Consider the following 18,608-nt stretch of genomic DNA (forward strand, 5'->3'; position numbering starts at 1 on the left):
GCGGGTAGGGTTTGATCGAATGATAATCATTATCGTTTAATAAGCGATAATGATTGTTTCTTCAGGAGAAGAAGACCCCCATGAGCTTAGACCTCACGCGCTTTTATGCAGCGGCACAGGGCCTGCCGTTTCCGGACCGCTGGGCGGTGATGCCCTGGCGGCCCCAGCAGCCCGTCGCCCCGCAAGATGTTCCTGCGCAATGGCATGCACTTTGCCTGCGAACACTCCCGGCCAATAAACGTCTGGTCTATCTGCATATCCCTTTTTGCGCAACGCACTGTAAATTCTGTGGTTTCTACCAGAACAAACTGGAAGAAGAGGCAACCGAAAAATACTGTGATTATCTGATCAGGGAAATCGAGCAGGAAGCCAGCTCGCCCTTGCATCAGTCGGCCCCCATCCACGCCGTATATTTTGGGGGCGGTACCCCGACGGCGCTCAGCGCCCGGCAGTTACACCGGATTATTGTGACGTTACGCCGCAGTTTGCCGCTGGCGCCGGATTGTGAAATCACGGTAGAAGGCCGCATCCTGAATTTTGATGACGAACGCATTGATGCCTGTCTGGAGGCCGGCGCTAACCGTTTTTCCGTCGGTATTCAGACCTTTGACACGCGTATCCGCCAGCGAATGGGACGCCGCGCCGACCGCGACGAAGCCATTAATTTTCTGCGTAAGCTGGGAGAGCGTGACCGCGCAGCAGTGGTCTGTGATCTGATGTTTGGCCTGCCGGAACAGACCCGCGCGTCGTGGCTGGAAGATTTACAGATTGTCCGCGACCTGCCGCTTGACGGTGTCGATCTTTATGCGCTGAATCTGCTGCCGTCCACGCCGCTGGGCAAAGCGGTCGAGAACAACCGCGTCACCCTGCCCGACGTCAGTATGCGCCGAGATTTCTATCTGGAAGGCGAAGCGTTTCTGGCGCGTGACGGCTGGCATCAGATCAGCAACAGCCACTGGGCGCGCACCACCCGCGAACGCAATCTCTATAATCTGCTGATCAAAAAAGGCGCAGACTGTCTGGCTTTCGGCAGCGGCGCGGGCGGCAATCTTGGCGGGCAGTCTTATATGACGATGCGCAACCTGGACGCTTATTATCAACAGCTCGACGCCGGGCAAAAACCGATCATGATGATGACCGCCGCAACGACCGGTGAACACCGCTGGCGGCTGGATTTACAGGGCGGTATAGAGGCTGGCCGTTATGATCTGAGCCGCATCGTCGAGGATCCCTTCCCGATTGAACCGCTGCTGCAACAGTGGCAAGAGTGCGGCCTGATGCACAGCGAAGGCCCGCGTTTTAGCCTGACGCCTGCCGGCCGTTTCTGGGCCAGCAATATGTTGCAGGCATTACAAACACTTATCCCTCAACTGACTTTACGGAATGATTCCCATGCACACGGATAACCTTCAATCCCTGATCGACTTCTTAGCCACGCAGCCCGACGGCACCGTCGAGGATATCGCCCGCGAATACGCCACCACGCCGCTGAACGTGATTCAGAATTTGCCGGGAAGTTATCTGTTTGCTGGCACTCACTTCGACACCGTCTGGGACGACATCACACAATGGGGCGACGTCACGACGCTGGTGAATAATGAGGATCTGATCCTCGAATTTCACGGTGAATTGCCCACAGGCACGCATCGCCACGGGTATTTCAACCTGCGCGGTAAACAGGGAATGAGCGGGCATATCCGTGCAACAAATTGCCAGCACATTGCATTCGTCGAACGGCCATTTATGGGGATGAGCACAGCAAGTGTCTGGTTTTTAAACGCTTCCGGTTATGCGATGCTTAAGGTTTTCGTCGGGCGTGACAGCCATCGTGAATTACTGACCGATCAGCTGAATGCATTTCGCACCCTCCCCGCGACTTTGAGCGAGAGAGAGAACCATCCTTGAAGACTTTGCTGATTTTTGGCGCTGGCAGCGGCGTCGGGGCTGAACTGGTCGCCCTTTCTGCACAGGAGCGCCCCGTTGTGGCGCTTATCCGCAACCCTGAACAGGCGAAAACCCTGCGCGCAGCGGGCGTCACCGTGATTTCGGGCGACGCGCTGAACCCGGAAGATGTCTTGCAGGCCTGCCGGATGGCCGGCGCGGAGGCACAAATCGTGTCAACGCTGGGCGGGAAACTCTCCGACTACACCGCCAACCGCCTGATTGTGGATACGGCTGAAAAAACCGGGATCCGTCAGATGCTGCTGGTGACGTCCATCGGCTGTGGTAACAGCTGGCCGACCTTATCTGACCGCGCAAAACAGGCGTTCGGGCAGGCAGTTCGTGAGAAATCACTCGCTGAGAGCTGGCTGCAAACCAGCACGCTGGCGTGGTGTATTTTACGCCCGGGCGGTCTGGTGAACGGCGAGGCAACCGGTAAGGCACATCTTATCGAAACTGAAGCGCATGGCCGCGTCCGCCGCGCCGACGTTGCCCTGCATATCCGGCAACTGCTGTCCTCCGGCGCGGGCTGGGGCGACGTGTACGCGCTGTGCGATTCCACACTGGATGGCGAAAGATTTTAAAAAAATGCCCCGGAAACGGGGCATCTGTCTTTTATTGCGCCAGCATCTGCAACAGATAAGGCCGGTCTTTCAGTGCGATATGAGGATGTTGCCTGAGTAACGTCAGCAACACTTTTTTCTGCTCGCGGGAAGGCTCGTGATACGTGTGGGTCTGTTCATGCGACCCGTTGTTCAACGCCTGACGCAGCAACTCCGTATCCGCAGACTCCGCATTCATCAGCAAAAATTGCAGCCTGTCCCACCGGTTAAGCCGTGCGGCTAACGAGAAATACAGTTGCTGATGTTTCACTGATGGCGCAACCGCCTGACTCTGCTGGATATCGCTCAACCGGATATACAGTTTCAGCTTCACAAAGTAGCGGCAGGCGAATATCGCCACCGGATAAGCCGGATGCGCCATCGCCTCAAGTAACACCTCGCGGGCATCTTCCTGCAAACCGTGGACCGTGATTTGCAATGCCGTTTTACAGAGCGCTTTATTGCTGCTTTTCAGGCAATCCGCCGCCAGCGCCAGGACATTTTCGTATTTCTGCTCGTCCAGCCCTGACAGCGCGATGCGCCGCCGGGATATTTTCTGGTTTTCATCGCCGAATATTGAAAGATAGTGCGCAATAACCGGTTGCCCGCCCGCAATCAGTAATCTCGCCGCACGCTTTCGCACCACTTCATTTCTGTCACACAGCAACTCCAGCAACAATGAAACCGGCACGTCCCTGGCCTCATCAATAACGTGATTCAGCGCAGCCTGTCTGACCGGCGCGTAGCGATCCTTCAACAACGCCAGCAGCCTTTCCTGCGTGACCGATTCAGGTTGAGCCAGTAAAGCACGGGCAGCGGCCAGCCTGACGGCGGCATTTTTATGCCTGCGCGTGCTTTCAAAAATAACATCCACCGCCAGCAGCTGATGTTCCAGTAAAAGAGCCTGCGCGTACCGTGCCACGTCATTTTTCGGCGACACTAATCCGCTCATCAACGCCGCGCAGTGTTCCGGACGGGCGAGAAAACTGACAATCTCATCAACCAGTAACGCGTGGTTATCGCGCCGGGTATTGAGCAAGGCGTAGAAATCCGGCAAACAGACAACAAGCCATCCGGCGCTTTCGGGAGTCATAAATTGCCGGATGCTCTGACGGGCCGCATCGCGTACCTGGCTGGCCCAGTCATTCACCCGCTTAATGATTGAAGGCAGCGCTTCACCCTCTTTCATCAGCCCCAGACACAAGACCGCACGCTGGCGGATATGGCCGTTGTAATGACGCGTCAGGCACTCCAGCCTTTTTCGCGGATCCGTTTCGTTTGAGTAGCTGTAATCCCAGTTCTTAGGATCGGCCATCATTACTTCGAGCTGCCTGCGTAGATAATATTCCGTCGCCATAAATTACCTCCCTTGGGGAACTGCGGATCCTGGTTCAGTTTTATACGTCCAGAAGCTATTACGAAAGTATGCCAGAACACGGTGTGGGATAGCGGAAAATGGCGGACGGGTTGCAAGAGAATCCTCCGAAAAGGGAGAGTTCAGTACAATACAATATCATTCAAATATTTTGACAATTATCAGCAAATCACTCCGCTATCCATCCAACTCCAGCGGCGCTATTCTTCTTCTCATCGAAGGCAGCCGCCTTCACCTAACAAACACTGAGAAGGAATTACATCATGAAAACCATCAAAACTATCGTTATCGCTGCAGCACTCGCCACTGTTTCTTTTGGTAGCTTTGCGGCTCAGATCGGCACTGTTAGCGCATCCGACAACACGCTGGATGGCCTGGAATCCACCTTCGCAGCAAAAGCTGCGGCAGCCGGTGCAACCTCTTATAAAATTATCGAAGCCGGTGGTCAGAACCGCATTCATGGCACCGCTGTGTTATACAAATGATTTGCTGAAGTCTGAGCATTAAGAACAAAAGCCGCTCCTGTTACAGAGCGGCTTTGTTGTTTTTGGCGTTTTACCCCATCACTCTTTCGTTGCAACCTTCAGCAAAATCACGCCCGCGAAAATCAGCAAAACGGCGGTAACCCGCAGCGGACTGAGGCTTTCGCCAAACATCGTGACACCCAGAATAAATGCGCCGATAGCGCCAATACCCACCCAGATGGTGTATGACGTGCCAAGCGGCAGGGTTTTCATCGATATCGCCAGTAAAATAACGCTGAGCAACATAAAGACGGCGGTGATAATACTGGGGATGAGGCGGGTGAATCCGTGGGATTCTTTCATCGCGGTAGACCAGACCACTTCGAAAATTCCGGCTAAAAACAGGTAAACCCAGGCCATAGTGTGTCCTTAAAACACGCAGGGTCGTCCCTGCAAATAAGGCTGAGTCTCTGGTCGTCCAGTCAGCATGAAAGAGTGAAACATTATAGTTCACTCTTTCATAGGTTTACAAAAATCACTCCCCCGGCAAAAACGAATCCTTTTCGGTATGCAGCGTAATGATCGCCGGGCGGAAAAGTTTACCTTTCTGTTCAATGTTAAACATACGGAAATGGCGGCTTTCCCCGACTTCTGATTCCGGCATCAGCGCAGCGCCCGTCAGGCCGTCGCGGAACATCTCGATCACCAGCCGCGGCTCTGAGACTTTCATGATGACATTCACATCCTTCACTTCTTCATACAACCGGTTGAGCAGGACTTCATAGGTGCCCTCACCGCCCATCCGGTGCAGCATGATCAGCGGAAAACCGGATAAATCCGCAAAGGACAATGTGCGGTCGGGCAACGTATCCGCAAGCTCGCCGGAGACCACCGCGACCAGCCTGATAGGCTCGAATTCACGTACATAAAAAGAACGCACGTCGGCGGGAGTCTGAATCATCGCCATATCCAGCGTTTTATTCATGACCAGCTCTTCCAGATAGGTGGATTCAGACACCAGAATGTTCGGATCCCAGTCCGGATTCTTGCGTTACAGATCGAGAAATACGGTATTGAAATAGCGCAGATAAAGATAGGAGACGCCGATACGCACCGTACGTTTCTTTTGTGAGGCAATATCGATTGCCTGCTTTGTCACGCTGTTGACCTGATTGAGAATTTCACTGGATTTGCGATACAAAAACCGCCCGGCCTCGGTCAGCACCATTTGTTTGCTGGTGCGGATAAACAGCGGTGAACCAACCTCCTCCTCCAGTTCATGCAGGCGCTTGCCCAGCGGCGGCTGTGCGATATTCAACACTTTCGCCGCTTTGCTGATCGACCCCTGCTCTGCGATGGTACAGAAATAGCGCATTCTTTTGAGATCCATCTTATCCTTCCTTTCATTCAGGCCGCGTCATCGCCAGTATACAAAAAGCCACTTCATGATGAAGTGGCTTTTGCAGGCAGTGATCAGTGAATGAACAGGCTCCAGTAGTGCGAGATGGGCATCACCAGGATCAGCGCCGGTAATAAATTGCCTACCGCAATCGATTTAATTCCGCTGATGCGAAAACCTGCAGCCAGCATAATAAAACCGCCCGCCGCGGTAAAATCTCCCATCATTTGTGCATTGGTCAGCGGAAGAATAAACACCGCCGCCGAGGCAATAAGGAACTGCACAATCCACTGCGGAATGAAAATCAGCGCGACCGCATAGCCCAGCACGGTGGCGAAAATCGCCGCAGTAAACAGATCCATAATCGCTTTGACAAACAGAATATTCGGATCATGTGTCATTCCCTCCGTCATGGCGCCGATAATCCCGGTGCCGCTGGCACAAAACAGGACAATAATCGCGACGAATTTCTCCGTAAATACGCTCTGATCCATGCCGGTATCAGGTGCAAAACGTGAGGCAATGCCCCGGGCCATATTCCCCAGGCGGGCAATATAGCGTTCGAGATAAAACAATTCGCCAATGGCTGCGCCGAGAATAACCGACAGGATCACAACGGGCATACTGTGCATTTTGACCAGCAGTACAATACCCAACGCCATTGAGCATAATCCGAACGTCTGGGGCAACGAAGTTCGCAGCCGCTCTGGCATTTTTACGCCAAGAAAGCCCCCTAACAGGCCGCCGATAATAATGGCACCGCTGTTAACAATAGGTCCAATTAACATTTCTACTCCGCAAATTTGATATATTGTTATAAATATTTGTCTGTTAACTTTCACCCCAGCGCTTAATATTGGCGATATCCAGATCAAATAAATCCAGAGCCCGCGCCACGCTGTGGTGAATAATGTCATCCACGCTTTCAGGCTTATGATAGAGCGCCGGAACCGGCGGGAAAATAATCCCGCCCATTTCAGTCACCGATTGCATATTTTTCAGATGTGAAAGATTCAGCGGTGTTTCCCTGACCATTAAGACTAACCTGCGCCGCTCTTTTAACACGACATCCGCCGCGCGCGTCAGCAAATTACTGGTCAGCCCGTGAGCAATGGACCCCAAAGTATTCATCGAGCACGGCGCAACAATCATCCCGATGGTTTTATAAGAACCACTGGACACCGACGCCCCAAGATTATTGATGGAATGCACTTCATCGGCCAGCCGGATAACATCCTGCCGTTCGATATCGGTTTCAAGACTCCGCGTCACTTCGGCACCTTTACTGATAATCAGGTGCACTTCAACATCCGTATCCTGCAATATTTCCAGAGCCTTCATTCCGTACTGGAACCCTGAGGCACCGCTTATCCCGACAATTATCCGCCGTTTACTCATTTTTACTTCCTTACTTAAAATCTGGCAGGAATTTCTTCACATCAACTTCTTTAAATTTAGAACGTTCGAAATGCGCTTTCAGATGGAAAGGAACGGTGCAGTCGAAGATCGTTTTGCATGACATCCCTTCCTGCAGAATGCTCGGGCTGTACGCCGGATTTTGTGAAGGATCCAGCGGATGGCAGCGTACGCCGGGGATTGTCGCAATATCCACATCGCCCTGGAAGCGGGTTTGCATCGCCCACAGAATGTCGTCGGTATCGAAAATGTCCACATCTTCATCGACCAGAATGACGTGCTTCAGCTCGGAAAAAGCAGCAAACGCCAGCAATGCGGCCTGACGCTGACGACCTTCATCTGCCGGTGATGCTTTCTTAAATTGCAGCACAGCCAGCAGTTTGCCGCCGCCGGAAGTATGAGCGTGCACATTCAGCACGCGACCAGGCATTGCACGGTCGATCATATCCAGAATACTGGCTTCGGTCGGAATACCGGCCATGCTGACGTGTTCACCGCTTGGGCCAAGTGTGGTTTGCAGAATCGGATTTCTGCGGTGCGTTACGGCTTTCACTTTAATGACCGGCAGTGCCGCTTTCGCTTCACCGGTATAACCCGGGAACTCAGGCATCGCTTTACCGGTATTTGTATTCTGGTCTTCACGGACGCGCACGTTGGGCAGCAGTTCGCCTTCGATAACAATCTCAGCATGCGCAATGGCTTTTTCGTCGATGGATACGCAGTGTGTCAGTTCAACCGCTTTGCCGCGCAGTGCACCGGCAATGCTCAGTTCGTTGAAACCGAGCGGCGTGGTTGGCGGCTCGAAGCAGGCCGCAATTTCAATCGCCGGATCTACACCAATACTGATGGAAATCGGCAGCGGTTTACCCGCACGTTCGGCTTTTTCACGGAAGGCATCAATATGGCGGCCCGGGGTCAGCCACATAGAAAGCTCGTCGCGGCTCTGGATGCACAGGCGGTGAATCGTGATATCGGACTCTTTGGTTTCCGGGTCAGAGGCGTAGCACATGCCCATAGTGAAATACGGACCCGCGTCTTCTTCAGTATTGGTCGGCGCAGGCAACAATGTACGCAGGTCAAAATTCGGATCATCCGCCAGATACGTCACTTCCTGGCATGGCGCAGTGCCACGGTCAATCACGACCGGTGCAATGGCGTTTTTTACCGAGTCTTTCAGCAGAAAACCCAGTCTTTCCGGCGCACAGTTCAGGAGGTAGCCGGCACGTTCACGGGTGGACATCAGGCCAGTGACAACACGGACTCCCGGAAACCCTTTGATGGTGTTGAACATCATTGCCGGGCCTTTGCGGGTCGGGCGTTCGCAGGTACCACCGGCACCGACGTAACGGTAAACGCCGGACAATTCCGCATGAGGATCGACTTCCACATCGGTGCTGACCATTTCGCCCGGCAGGCTTTCTAAAAATTTAATCGCGGACCGGAGATCGTGCACATTATTATTTTGAGGGTGGGTTTCATTTTTAGACATATTATTTTCCTGGTAAGGATATATTCAATTCAAGAGGAGGTTGTTATTTCACCGCCGCAGTCAATATATATTCACGAGGAAAATTCAAAAAGTACCGTTTAAATTCACCAACTAAACCTTTTTGGTTTATATCTGTATTTTAATTATCCCTTAACAAATAAAAACACATAATAATAACTTCCCGGATTAATGAGGGGTAATTTGAGTGACCGGGATCACCTTGTCACTCAAATTAAAAAAAGCTATTTCCGATAGCGCCTTAAACCGGCACAGAAAACTGGAAGCACGCACCGTGTTTAGGCTGATCAATAAGCGTAATGTTGCTGCCGTGAAGCTGAAGGATGCGGTGAACTATCATCAGCCCCAGCCCGCCAGCACGATGTTTATTGGTGCTGAGAATGGAAGGCCGGACGAACAGGCTGTCTTTCAGCTCCGGCGCAATACCCGGCCCGGTATCTTTCAGCTGTACCATCACCTGTCCTTCGTTCTGCCACAATTTTATTTCAATCGTGCCACCTTCCGGCGTAAAACGGATCGCGTTATCCAGAAGATTGGTCAGCACCCGCTCAATCATGCCCAGATCGGCATTCACCAGCGGGATCCCCGGAGTGATGTCGGCCAGCAGCTTCTGCCCGCGCGTTTCGGTCGCCAGTTCAAATTTCTGAAAGACGTCCTGTACCAGTTCGCTTAAGGAAAACGGCTCTTTCTGCGGTTTCACCACGCCATACTCCAGCCGCGCCAGCTCGAATAATTCCTGTGCCAGTCGCCCGACTTTCTTACTCTGCGTCAGCGCAATGCTCAGATAACGCTGCCGGTCTTCATTACTCAGATTGTCCGATTTCATCGACAACGTTTCCAGATAACCGTGCAGCGAGGTCAGCGGTGTACGCAGGTCATGGGAAATGTTTGCGATGAATTCACGCCGTTGCTGATCCTGCAACATCAGGCTTTGCCACTGTTGATCGATACGTTTCGCCAGCGCGATAAACGCCTGCTGGAGCTGTGCCACTTCATCGCGCGGCGCACCTGCCGGAATGTCGGTTTTTGCCAGCACCTGAATGGCGTCCATACCACCGGTATCCAGCCGGGCAATCTGCGCGGTCAGTTTACGCACCGGGCGCGTCACCCAGCGAAACGCCAGCGCCCCGGCCAGTAAACCAAACAACGCCACCAGCGCAGTGGAACGCAGCGCCAGATAAATCGATGACTGGTACTGCGCGTCACTGGTCAGCGTGGTATAAGCATCGCCCAGCAACACAATGTAAACATAGCCTTTAGTGACGCCATCCACCTGCAACGGCGCGGCGCTAAAGACCTGGCGGGTCTGTGGATCGCGGGGGTTCTCACCGTAGATCGGCATTTTCGCGCCATTCAGCAGGGCGTTAACCGGTGTTAAATCAATCTTTTGCTGCCGTAACCGCCCGGCAGGTGCCGCATTGCCGACGATATTCCCGTCTTTATCCAGCAGATAAACTTCTACGCTCGGGTTGACCGCCATCAGCTGATTAAACAGTGAATGCACCGCTTTCGGATCCCAGTCACCCTGGCTGAGCAGCGGATTATTGGCGGCAATTTGTGTCGCCAGATTGGCCGATAATCGCTGGATCACCGCCTGGCTGTACTGCGTACTGGTACGCACCTGCATGTAGCCGGAAAGCGCGCAGCAGGCGAGCAACAACAGCATGAATACCAGCGTCAGTCTTTGTGCCAGTGTGAGTTTTTTCATGGTTTATCCTTGCGCGTCTTGCGCAGAATTGGCGAACTTATACCCTTTTCCCCACACGGTCAGAATGCGTTCCGGCTCAGCCGGATTGGCCTCTATCTTAATGCGCAACCGGTTGATATGGGTGTTCACCGTATGCTCATACCCTTCGTGTTCATATCCCCAAACCTGATTTAACAGGCTAAGACGCGAAAACACTTTGCCGGGGTTTTTGGCAAAGAAATACAGCAGATCAAACTCACGCGGTGTCAGCTCAACCGGTTGTTCATTCAGCATCACTTCGCGGGCGATAGGGTCAATCGCCAGCCCGGCGAAACGCAGCGTACCGGCATCCATTTTCATGTTCCGGCTCATGGCTTCCTGACGCCGAAACAGCGCCTTGACCCGGGCCACCAGTTCCAGCATCGAAAACGGTTTCGCCAGATAGTCATCAGCCCCCAGTTCCAGCCCGAGCACGCGGTGCACTTCACTCGAACGCGCGCTGATAATAATGATCGGCGTGTAGCGCGTCATGTTGCGGGCACGGCGGCAGATTTCCAGCCCGTCCACCCCCGGCAGCATCAGGTCGAGGATCAGCGCATCCCATCCCCCTTTTTCCAGCAACGCCACGCCCAGATTGCCATCCGCAGCGTGAGTAATTTCATAACCTTCATCGCGCAAATGCAAACTCAGCAATTCCGCGATATCCCCATCATCTTCGACAATCAGAATCTTTTTCGTCTTATCCATTGCGTCATCCCGGTCCGCTTTATTGATTCGTTTTCTGGTTTCAGTCTACACAAGCGACTGCCCCTGAGTTATCACATTTTATTTAACTTTGCGTGAGGTCTCGGGGAACAAATCTGCTCAATAATTTCAACATCACAGGGCAGATGGCAGGGATTCATCATGACAGTTCACACTGATTTACCGACTCAGTCGAAACCCAAACCGGCCATCGTCCATCCGTTATGGCTGCGTCTGGCCCACTGGCTGAATGCACTGGCGGTGCTGATTATGGTCACCAGTGGCTGGCAAATTTATAACGCCTCGCCTTTGTTCGATTTCGACTTCCCGACCACCATCACCCTCGGTGGCTGGCTTGGCGGTGCAATCCAGTGGCATTTCGCCGGCATGTGGCTGTTTGGTTTCAACGGTTTGTTTTATCTGCTGATGAATATTGTCACGGGCCGGATGAAACGCAAATTCTGGCCACTGACGCCGCGCGGCATCTTTAATGACCTGCGCGATGCGGTACGCGGCAGGCTAAAACACGACGATTTGAATCACTACAACATGGTCCAGCGCGCGGCTTACATCTTCGTGATGTTTGACGGCATCGTGCTGGTACTTTCCGGCCTGGTGGTATGGAAATCCGTACAGTTTCCCCTGTTGCGTGAACTGCTTGGCGGGTTTGATACCGCACGCTACGTGCACTTTTTAGCGATGGCATCGTTAGTGGGGTTTGTAGTTTTGCATCTGGTCATGGTGGCGCTGGTGCCGAAAACCCTGATTGCCATGCTGCGCGGACGTTAAGGAAAGCCCGATGAAAAATATTATTAAAAAAAGCATCAGCCAGATTTTCAGCCCTTCCGACAGCGAAGCGATTTTGCGGGAAGCTAAAAAACAGATCATCCGTGAACTTGATGCCCCCTCCCGACGCCTGTTTTTACAACGCGGGCTCACGCTGGGTGGCGTGGCAATGCTGACTGGTTGCGATATCAGCGACAACGCCAGTGTAGAAACGGCACTGGGTAAGATTTCCGGTTTCAACGATCGCGTTCAGGGCTGGCTGTTTGGTTCCACTCGTCTCGCGCCGGTTTATGCCGAATCGATGATCACCCGCCCGTTTCCGTTTAACGCTTTTTATGCAGAAGACGACGCACCGGACGTTGATGGCACGGCCTATCGCCTGAAAATTGCCGGTCTGGCGTTAGATAAACGTGAATGGTCGCTGCCGGCGCTTTACAAGATGGCGCAGGTCAGCCAGGTGACGCGGCATATTTGCGTGGAAGGCTGGAGCGCAATCGGCAAATGGGGCGGCGTGCCGTTTGGTGATTTTTTACGGCTGATTGGTGCCGACCTCACGGCGGAATACGTCAGTTTCAAATGTGCCGACGAGTATTACACCAGCATTGATATGGCGACAGCGCTGCACCCGCAAACCCTGCTGGCGCTGACATACGACGGCCAGATACTGCCGCGTAAATACGGCTTCCCGATGAAACTCCGGATGCCAACCAAGCTCGGCTATAAGAATCCGAAACACATCGAAGTGATTGAAATTACCAATAAGTACACCGGTGGCTACTGGGAAGATCAGGGCTACAACTGGTTTGGTGGAAGTTAGAACACACGACGACGATCTCAATAAAACCCAACAGAGAAAAGGAATAACCATGAAAAAGTTAACAGTAATGATGATGTCTGCCTGCCTGATGATGGGCGTAGTGAGCACCACTTATGCCGCAGACGCGATGATGAAAAAAGATACGATGGGCCACATGTCCAAAGACTGCATGAAGAAGGACAGCATGAGTAAAGAGGCGATGAGCAAAGATTGCATGTCAAAAGACAAAATGTCGAAAGACTCTATGAAGAAAGACACCATGTCGAAAGATGCCATGAAAAAAGGCGCGATGAGCCAGTAAAACAGCGTTTCTGTCTTTATTGCCTGAACAAAAAACGCCTCCGCGTATCTCAACCGGAGGCGTTTTTCATTGGCGGTCGCCCCGCCCTTTCCGGCCAGCAGAACCGCACATCCTCTGTCTGCGACGGTTGAGTTTAGCGCTTATTATGCGTAGTATATAAAACATATATGATTCGTATACTACCGAGGTAACCCAATGGGTATCATCAAGATTTCAGAGCTGATGCACGAGAATCTGCGTATCGCCAGCCTGGCTTATACACGCTCGATGAATGCGCAGGCCGAGCACTGGATGAAGATCGGCATGCTGATGGAGACGCATCCCGACATGACCCACAGCGAAATTTCGCAGTTGCTGGTGCGTTGCAGCGTGGAGTCTGATGAGAACGCCGGCAGTATCCGTACGCTGTTAAACGTGGGTGGCACACACAGGAAGGCAAGCAATGAATAATGGTTTAGACAGCAAATACTTTGTGAACAATAACCGGATGATCAAAACGCCGGAAGGTATCGAAAAAGCCCGCATCGCCGGTAAACTGGCTGCCCGTGTTTTGCATATGATCACGCCATATGTCGTGCCGGGTGTCACCACCAATGAACTTGACCAAATCTGCCACGATTTTATCGTCGGTGAATTGCAGGCAATTCCGGCTAACATCGGTTATCACGGGTATCAGAAAACAACCTGCATTTCCGTCAACCATGTGATTTGCCACGGCATTCCTTCAGATAAAGCGCTCAGGAAAGGTGATATTGTCAATATCGACGTAGCGCTGATTAAAGACGGCTGGTACGGCGATACCAGCCGCATGTACTACGCCGGTGAGCCCGGTATTCTGGCTCGTCGTCTGGTGGATACCACCTTTGAAGCCATGATGGCGGGTATCGGCGTGGTCCGTCCGGGCGCGACACTCGGCGATGTCGGGCACGCCATCGCGGCAGTGGCAAAGCGGGAAGGCTTTTCGATTGTGGAAGAATATTGTGGCCACGGCATCGGCATGGGCTACCACGAAGATCCGCAGGTATTACATTACGGTGAGAAAGGCCGCGGGCTGGTGTTGCAGGAAGGCATGTTATTCACTATCGAACCGATGCTGAATGCCGGTAAAAAGCAAAATAAAGTGCTGCCCGATGGCTGGACCGTGGTCACGAAAGATCATTCGTTATCCGCACAGTGGGAACATATGATTGCAGTGACCAAAGACGGCTATGAAATACTCACGCCGTGGCCGGAAGAACAGTAACAAATCTCCCTAAAGCCTCCCGTAAACGGAGGCTTTTTCGTTATCAGGCCACATCAGCTGCGCTCAATTTCCTTCGTTGCACGGTCAAGCGCATCGGTAATCTTATAAAGCGTTTCCTGTTCGATCGGCCCTTTCGCCAGCCGCAGATTAAGCGCCATACGGATATTATTAATCGCTCTTTGCATTTCGGGAATACTGCGGTTATTCGATAAAATCGCCAGTGAATGCAGGCGTTCAGTTACGCTTTCCAGCTGTTCAGTTTGTTTGCCCAGCAGGGTGCTGCCCTCTGCGGTGAGGGTATATTGCTTTTTCCCGCCCTCTTCCTGACGGGCAAAAATATAACCCTGCTCTTCCAGAAATGTCAGGTTCGGATAAATAATACTGGCGCTCGGGGTGTATTCCCCTTTGGATAACTCCTCGATGGCTTTGATCAGTTCATAACCGTGGGCGGAGCGTTGTTGCAGAAAATGCAGCATTAATAAGCGGATATCACCGGTTTCGAACATTCTTTCACGACGGTGTTTTTTCGCAGCAATGCAGTTGGATTTGTTGCCTGACCCGGCAGGGGGACGATCGTTACCCGGAGGATTATTTTTCATCAGAACCATAGTTAATATTGCGTAAAGATATCCCTTAAAGATAACGGGTTAAGCCCTCTTTCACAAATACTGTAAAGCATCAGGCAAGCCGCAGCCTGCCTGATATATCGTGATCACCGGCCTGAACGGCGTTTAATTCACAAAAGTATAGGGCTTATAGAAATCTTCGCCCAGCCAGTGATAAGCCGCAGGCTGCGTCGCCAGCGGTTTGCGCACATAGCTGGCGGCTGAATTCACATCGCCTTTGCCGCTGTACACCGCGTAATCCGGGTACGGGAAAACCGGGCGTGAAGCGGCATCTGCCGGGATTTTCTCCAGACGGATTTCAGTTGCTGGCTTTTTACCGCGTTCCGGCAGCGGTTGCCCGAACGACGTTTTCTGCTCTTTTGCCGCCTGATACGTGGTGATGTTATCCGGCGCAGTGCCCTTTTCCACCCAGTTCATCATAGGTGTGAGGAAATCCACCAGGCTCGGGCCTTCACCGCCGGAGCAGTGATGCACGCCCGGCAGCAGATACAGACGCTCAAACTGATCGCGGCTCGCTGCCCCCATGACGTTGCCGACGGCCTGATGATAAGCCACGGAATTGAGCGGTGAAATGTGCTGATCCGCCCAGCCGTGCCAGATAATCAGCTTGCCACCGGCGGCTTTAAACGCCGTCAGATCCGGGTTGGTCGCGTCATAAAGCGGATGCATTTTGCGCAGTTCGTCAAACGCCTCTTCGGTGAACTTCACGTCTTTTAACGTAAAATTCTCTGGCGGATTTTTCTCGTAATTCATGTATTTAAGTGACGACAGCGCTATCATCTGGCTGAAAATCGGGTCGCTGGCTTTTTCCGGCACAAACACGCCTTCCCACGCCAGTTCTGAACCCGGCATCGGGCCGCCGACAATCAGTTTTTTGCCGGTTGTCGGATCTACAGGCCCGGCGTATAACCGGTTCAGCGCCGTCAGTTCGGCGGTGGATAAACACGATCCCTGCGGCGTGGCCGGATCGGTTTTACACGCCAGAACCGAGGTGTCGAAATGGCAACTTTGCGGGTCGGCAATCAGGCCATCGGTCTGACCATCCAGCGCGTCGCATTGTTTGAGCACGGCGTTATGGATCAGCGGCAAACGCGCGGCCAGCAGCAACGGTTTGCCGTCAGGCCCGGTATTGGAAAGCGCCTGCCAGGCGTGATAAACCGCATTCTGCGACTGGAAATTCATCGCGGCGGCACCGGCAATAATCCCGTTGAAATCATGCGGGAAACGCTGCGCTTCCATCAGGGCTTCGCGGCCACCGTCCGAGCAGCCGTTAAAATAGGAATACGCAGGCGCGCGGCCATAGAACGCCGTGATCAGCTTTTTCGACACTTCCGCCGTCAGATGCTGGCTGCGGTAGGCGAAATCCACGCGTTTCTGAGGATCCTTACCAAAATCACCTTCCTTCATGGAATGGCCCATGTCGGTGGCGGCCAGTACAAAACCGTTGGTATTTAAGGGCGTACAACCGGCGGCTGCGCCGATTTGCAGCTGAATATTCCCGCAAAGACCGCCGCAGCCGATTTGCATATAACGTTGCTGCCACGATGAAACCGGCAGGATCACCTGAAAACCGATCTCCGGATGCAGATTGCCATCGACTTCACAGACCGTTGCGCCGTTCACGGTGATTTCTTTGGCGGTCGTGATCCGGCTGCCTTCGCCGCCGATGTCGGTCAGCGAAACGTCGGCAAGTTTTGCGCAGGACATCACCGGCCTGACCACCTCCCGTACAGGTGCTGTGGGGTCAGCAGCGGCGCTGAAGGAGGAATATCCGGCTAACAGCAGAGGTAACAGACAAAGCGCCCGCCAGCGCCCGTTAAGGCTTTTTAATTTCATAACCATTCCTTTGAATAAAGATTCAGAATTTGTCATAAGAATTATAATGATGGCAGAAATAATAAATAATGGCGTTCAGGGCGGCTGCCGTAATGATTTACGCGGCAGTTGCAACAAAGTATTAATTCGTGGCGACTGAGATAAAAAACGCAGATAACAGGGAAAATACGTTCTGTTATCTGCGGGAGAATTATTCCGTCACACTTTACAGGGGTAAATCAGTTCCGGCGAAGAAAATTATTTCGCGTGCCAGTACGCCACGCAGCGGACAAAGTTTGCGTCCAGCCCGCGGGTTTCGATGAAATAATCATTCAGACCTTTGACGAATTTCCCTTCGCCGGTGGCCCAGACGTAATAATCATTTTCCGGCAGCATCAGGCTTTTCAGTTTCTGCACCACCGCATCGTCTTCGCGATAACCATTGTGCTCATCGCTGACGATCCACTCGACGTTGAAATCTTTTTCTTCATCCAGATAACTGATGCAGCTCACGTCTTTCACTTTCACCAGTACGGTGATTTTTGCGTTTACAGCCGCCTCTTTCAGTTCACGCAGGCGGCGTTTCACCGCAGGAAGACCGGTTTCATCGCAAAGATACAGCTGCCACCGGTAGGTCGTCGGAATAATCAGGGAACCGCGCGGCCCGCCAATGATCAGTTTATCGCCCGGTTTGGCATTGTCGGCCCATTCGCTGGCCACGCCGCCGTCGTGAATATAAAAATCCAGCGTCAGTTCGTGGGTTTGTGCGTCGAAATGCAGTGGCGTGTATTCACGGTTAATTGGCCGCGGGCCTTCTCCCCAGACGATTCCTTCTTCGGTCGCCGTCGGCGGATTAATGACGTCACCCGGCGTTGCCGGGAAAAACAGCTTGATATGGTCGTCAAAGCCACGCGAATTAAAACCCTTCAGTTCTTCGCCGCTTAAAACAATACGTTTAAAACAGCCGGAAACTGTTTCAGCGGATTTTACCGTGATATGACGGAAAACCAGTTCGTTCTTAACGCGCACCGGCAGGTTGGCGGCGGAAGATTCAGTGCGTTTGTGTTCCATATTCTTTCTCTCAGTATGTCGAAATGATCAATCGCCGGTCCGGTCAGCCCAGCATAATACCGCCGTCGACGGCCAGTTTCTGACCGGTTATAAATGTGTTACTCATCAGGAAGATATAAGCCGACGCCAGTTCGTCAATAGTCGCGACGCGGTGTAACGGAATGCTGGTTTCAAAACGCTGTTTGATCGTTTCAAACTGCTCTGAAGGCATATCACGCCAGAACGGCGTCGGCGTCCAGGTCGGCGCGACGGTATTCACACGCACGCCCGGCGCCAGTTCCACCGCCAGGCCTTCCACTAATGCCTGAATCCCAAGATTACCGATATAGCTGGCGCAGGCATCCTGTGCGCGGCCACCGGTTCCGGACGTAAAAATCAGACTGCCACCGGCGTTCAGTTTCGTGGCCGCCAGCTTACCAATCAGGACGTTCGTGAAGAATTTGGATTCCATCACACGCCGGATTGTCGCCATATCGGCTGACAGAAAACCGCCGCCCATGACGTCACCGACCATTGAAACAGCGTGGTCGAAAGCGGCTGTTTCCGCAAAAAAAGCTTCCAGCGCAGCGTGATCGTGCGCATCGAAGATCACGGTTTCGACTTCCGCGCCGCTGCCCGCCAGCCCGGTTTTGGCCTGAGCCAGACGCTCGGCATTTCTGCCCGCCAGCGTCAGTTTTGCACCCTGCTCTGCCGCCAGTTTCGCCACGCGCAGCCCGATACCGGAGCTGCCGCCAATCACCAGAATACGTTTCCCTGATAATTCGTTCATCGCACTTTCCTTCAGAAGTGGAATCATTCTCAACTTCGTGAAAGA

21 protein-coding genes and 1 pseudogene are annotated in these 18,608 nt (G+C 52.9%); 9 read left to right on the top strand and 13 right to left on the bottom strand.

The features are described from left to right. Positions 1-80 precede the first annotated feature (80 nt). The 3 genes from hutW to CWS43_RS15745 are packed head-to-tail and all read left to right on the top strand — an operon-like array spanning position 81 to position 2,525. A complete protein-coding gene (hutW, locus tag CWS43_RS15735; RefSeq protein ID WP_101077963.1) occupies positions 81-1,406 on the top strand; it encodes a heme anaerobic degradation radical SAM methyltransferase ChuW/HutW in 1,326 nt (441 codons plus the stop codon). Further along, positions 1,393-1,905 carry a heme utilization cystosolic carrier protein HutX gene (hutX, locus tag CWS43_RS15740; RefSeq protein WP_101077964.1) on the top strand — a complete coding sequence of 171 codons (513 nt, stop codon included), beginning with the start codon at positions 1,393-1,395 and terminating at the stop codon, positions 1,903-1,905. The genes hutW and hutX overlap by 14 nt, the downstream gene beginning before the upstream one ends. Continuing rightward, positions 1,902-2,525 carry an NAD(P)-binding oxidoreductase gene (locus tag CWS43_RS15745; RefSeq protein ID WP_101077965.1) on the top strand — a complete coding sequence of 208 codons (624 nt, stop codon included), beginning with the start codon at positions 1,902-1,904 and terminating at the stop codon, positions 2,523-2,525. Before hutX ends, CWS43_RS15745 begins: the two co-directional genes overlap by 4 nt. A 31-nt stretch (positions 2,526-2,556) precedes the next feature. Here the strand turns inward: CWS43_RS15745 and CWS43_RS15750 are convergent, their stop codons facing one another. Beyond that, positions 2,557-3,900: a hypothetical protein gene (locus CWS43_RS15750; protein WP_101077966.1), complete on the bottom strand. Its 1,344-nt coding sequence runs from the start codon at positions 3,898-3,900 to the stop codon at positions 2,557-2,559. A 281-nt stretch (positions 3,901-4,181) separates the two neighbouring features. Between CWS43_RS15750 and CWS43_RS15755 the strand changes: the two genes are divergently transcribed. Beyond that, complete coding sequence (locus tag CWS43_RS15755; protein ID WP_101077967.1) at positions 4,182-4,403, top strand: YdgH/BhsA/McbA-like domain containing protein; 222 nt, start codon at positions 4,182-4,184, stop codon at positions 4,401-4,403. A gap of 78 nt (positions 4,404-4,481) precedes the next feature. Here the strand turns inward: CWS43_RS15755 and CWS43_RS15760 are convergent, their stop codons facing one another. From CWS43_RS15760 to CWS43_RS15790, 8 genes and pseudogenes are all read right to left on the bottom strand, one after another. Then, complete coding sequence (locus tag CWS43_RS15760; protein ID WP_101077968.1) at positions 4,482-4,802, bottom strand: multidrug efflux SMR transporter; 321 nt, start codon at positions 4,800-4,802, stop codon at positions 4,482-4,484. Positions 4,803-4,917: 115 nt separating this feature from the next. Then, a pseudogene (locus CWS43_RS27540) lies at positions 4,918-5,418 on the bottom strand (LysR family transcriptional regulator substrate-binding protein); the annotation flags it as partial. Between the two features lie 15 nt (positions 5,419-5,433). Continuing rightward, the gene (locus CWS43_RS27545; protein WP_232777007.1) at positions 5,434-5,772 is read right to left on the bottom strand and encodes a LysR family transcriptional regulator; all 339 of its coding nucleotides are present in this window, start codon (positions 5,770-5,772) and stop codon (positions 5,434-5,436) included. A gap of 83 nt (positions 5,773-5,855) precedes the next feature. Then, entirely contained in the window at positions 5,856-6,569 is a 714-nt protein-coding gene (locus tag CWS43_RS15770) for a DUF554 domain-containing protein (RefSeq protein ID WP_101077969.1), read from the bottom strand. A 43-nt stretch (positions 6,570-6,612) separates the two neighbouring features. Beyond that, positions 6,613-7,179, bottom strand: coding sequence for a UbiX family flavin prenyltransferase (locus tag CWS43_RS15775; RefSeq protein ID WP_101077970.1), 567 nt, complete (start codon positions 7,177-7,179; stop codon positions 6,613-6,615). 10 nt (positions 7,180-7,189) lie between these two features. Next, a complete protein-coding gene (locus tag CWS43_RS15780) occupies positions 7,190-8,686 on the bottom strand; it encodes a UbiD family decarboxylase (protein WP_101077971.1) in 1,497 nt (498 codons plus the stop codon). Between the two features lie 259 nt (positions 8,687-8,945). Continuing rightward, positions 8,946-10,412 carry a HAMP domain-containing sensor histidine kinase gene (locus CWS43_RS15785; protein WP_101077972.1) on the bottom strand — a complete coding sequence of 489 codons (1,467 nt, stop codon included), beginning with the start codon at positions 10,410-10,412 and terminating at the stop codon, positions 8,946-8,948. Positions 10,413-10,415: 3 nt separating this feature from the next. Next, a complete protein-coding gene (locus CWS43_RS15790) occupies positions 10,416-11,138 on the bottom strand; it encodes a response regulator transcription factor (protein ID WP_101077973.1) in 723 nt (240 codons plus the stop codon). 159 nt (positions 11,139-11,297) lie between these two features. Here CWS43_RS15790 and CWS43_RS15795 point away from each other — a divergent pair, with 159 nt between their 5' ends. From CWS43_RS15795 to map, 5 genes are all read left to right on the top strand, one after another. After that, positions 11,298-11,924, top strand: a complete 627-nt coding sequence (locus tag CWS43_RS15795) for a cytochrome b/b6 domain-containing protein (protein ID WP_101077974.1) — start codon at positions 11,298-11,300, stop codon at positions 11,922-11,924. Between the two features lie 10 nt (positions 11,925-11,934). Continuing rightward, positions 11,935-12,738: a molybdopterin-dependent oxidoreductase gene (locus CWS43_RS15800; RefSeq protein WP_101077975.1), complete on the top strand. Its 804-nt coding sequence runs from the start codon at positions 11,935-11,937 to the stop codon at positions 12,736-12,738. Positions 12,739-12,787: 49 nt separating this feature from the next. After that, positions 12,788-13,039: a pentapeptide MXKDX repeat protein gene (locus CWS43_RS15805; RefSeq protein ID WP_101077976.1), complete on the top strand. Its 252-nt coding sequence runs from the start codon at positions 12,788-12,790 to the stop codon at positions 13,037-13,039. 195 nt (positions 13,040-13,234) lie between these two features. Continuing rightward, on the top strand, positions 13,235-13,489 hold the full coding sequence (locus CWS43_RS15810; protein WP_101077977.1) for a ParD-like family protein: 255 nt from the start codon (positions 13,235-13,237) through the stop codon (positions 13,487-13,489). Next, complete coding sequence (map, locus tag CWS43_RS15815; protein ID WP_101077978.1) at positions 13,482-14,282, top strand: type I methionyl aminopeptidase; 801 nt, start codon at positions 13,482-13,484, stop codon at positions 14,280-14,282. The genes CWS43_RS15810 and map overlap by 8 nt, the downstream gene beginning before the upstream one ends. 53 nt (positions 14,283-14,335) lie before the next feature. Here the strand turns inward: map and CWS43_RS15820 are convergent, their stop codons facing one another. The 4 genes from CWS43_RS15820 to CWS43_RS15835 form a co-directional block, all read right to left on the bottom strand. Then, positions 14,336-14,788: a PadR family transcriptional regulator gene (locus CWS43_RS15820; protein WP_198555855.1), complete on the bottom strand. Its 453-nt coding sequence runs from the start codon at positions 14,786-14,788 to the stop codon at positions 14,336-14,338. A 225-nt stretch (positions 14,789-15,013) separates the two neighbouring features. Continuing rightward, positions 15,014-16,744, bottom strand: a complete 1,731-nt coding sequence (locus tag CWS43_RS15825) for a tannase/feruloyl esterase family alpha/beta hydrolase (RefSeq protein ID WP_198555848.1) — start codon at positions 16,742-16,744, stop codon at positions 15,014-15,016. A 237-nt stretch (positions 16,745-16,981) separates the two neighbouring features. Then, entirely contained in the window at positions 16,982-17,794 is an 813-nt protein-coding gene (locus tag CWS43_RS15830; RefSeq protein WP_101077979.1) for a siderophore-interacting protein, read from the bottom strand. 43 nt (positions 17,795-17,837) lie between these two features. Further along, positions 17,838-18,563, bottom strand: coding sequence for an SDR family oxidoreductase (locus CWS43_RS15835; protein WP_101077980.1), 726 nt, complete (start codon positions 18,561-18,563; stop codon positions 17,838-17,840). Positions 18,564-18,608 lie beyond the last annotated feature (45 nt).

Source organism: Rahnella sp. AA, assembly GCF_002834385.1.
GTDB lineage: Bacteria > Pseudomonadota > Gammaproteobacteria > Enterobacterales > Enterobacteriaceae > Rahnella.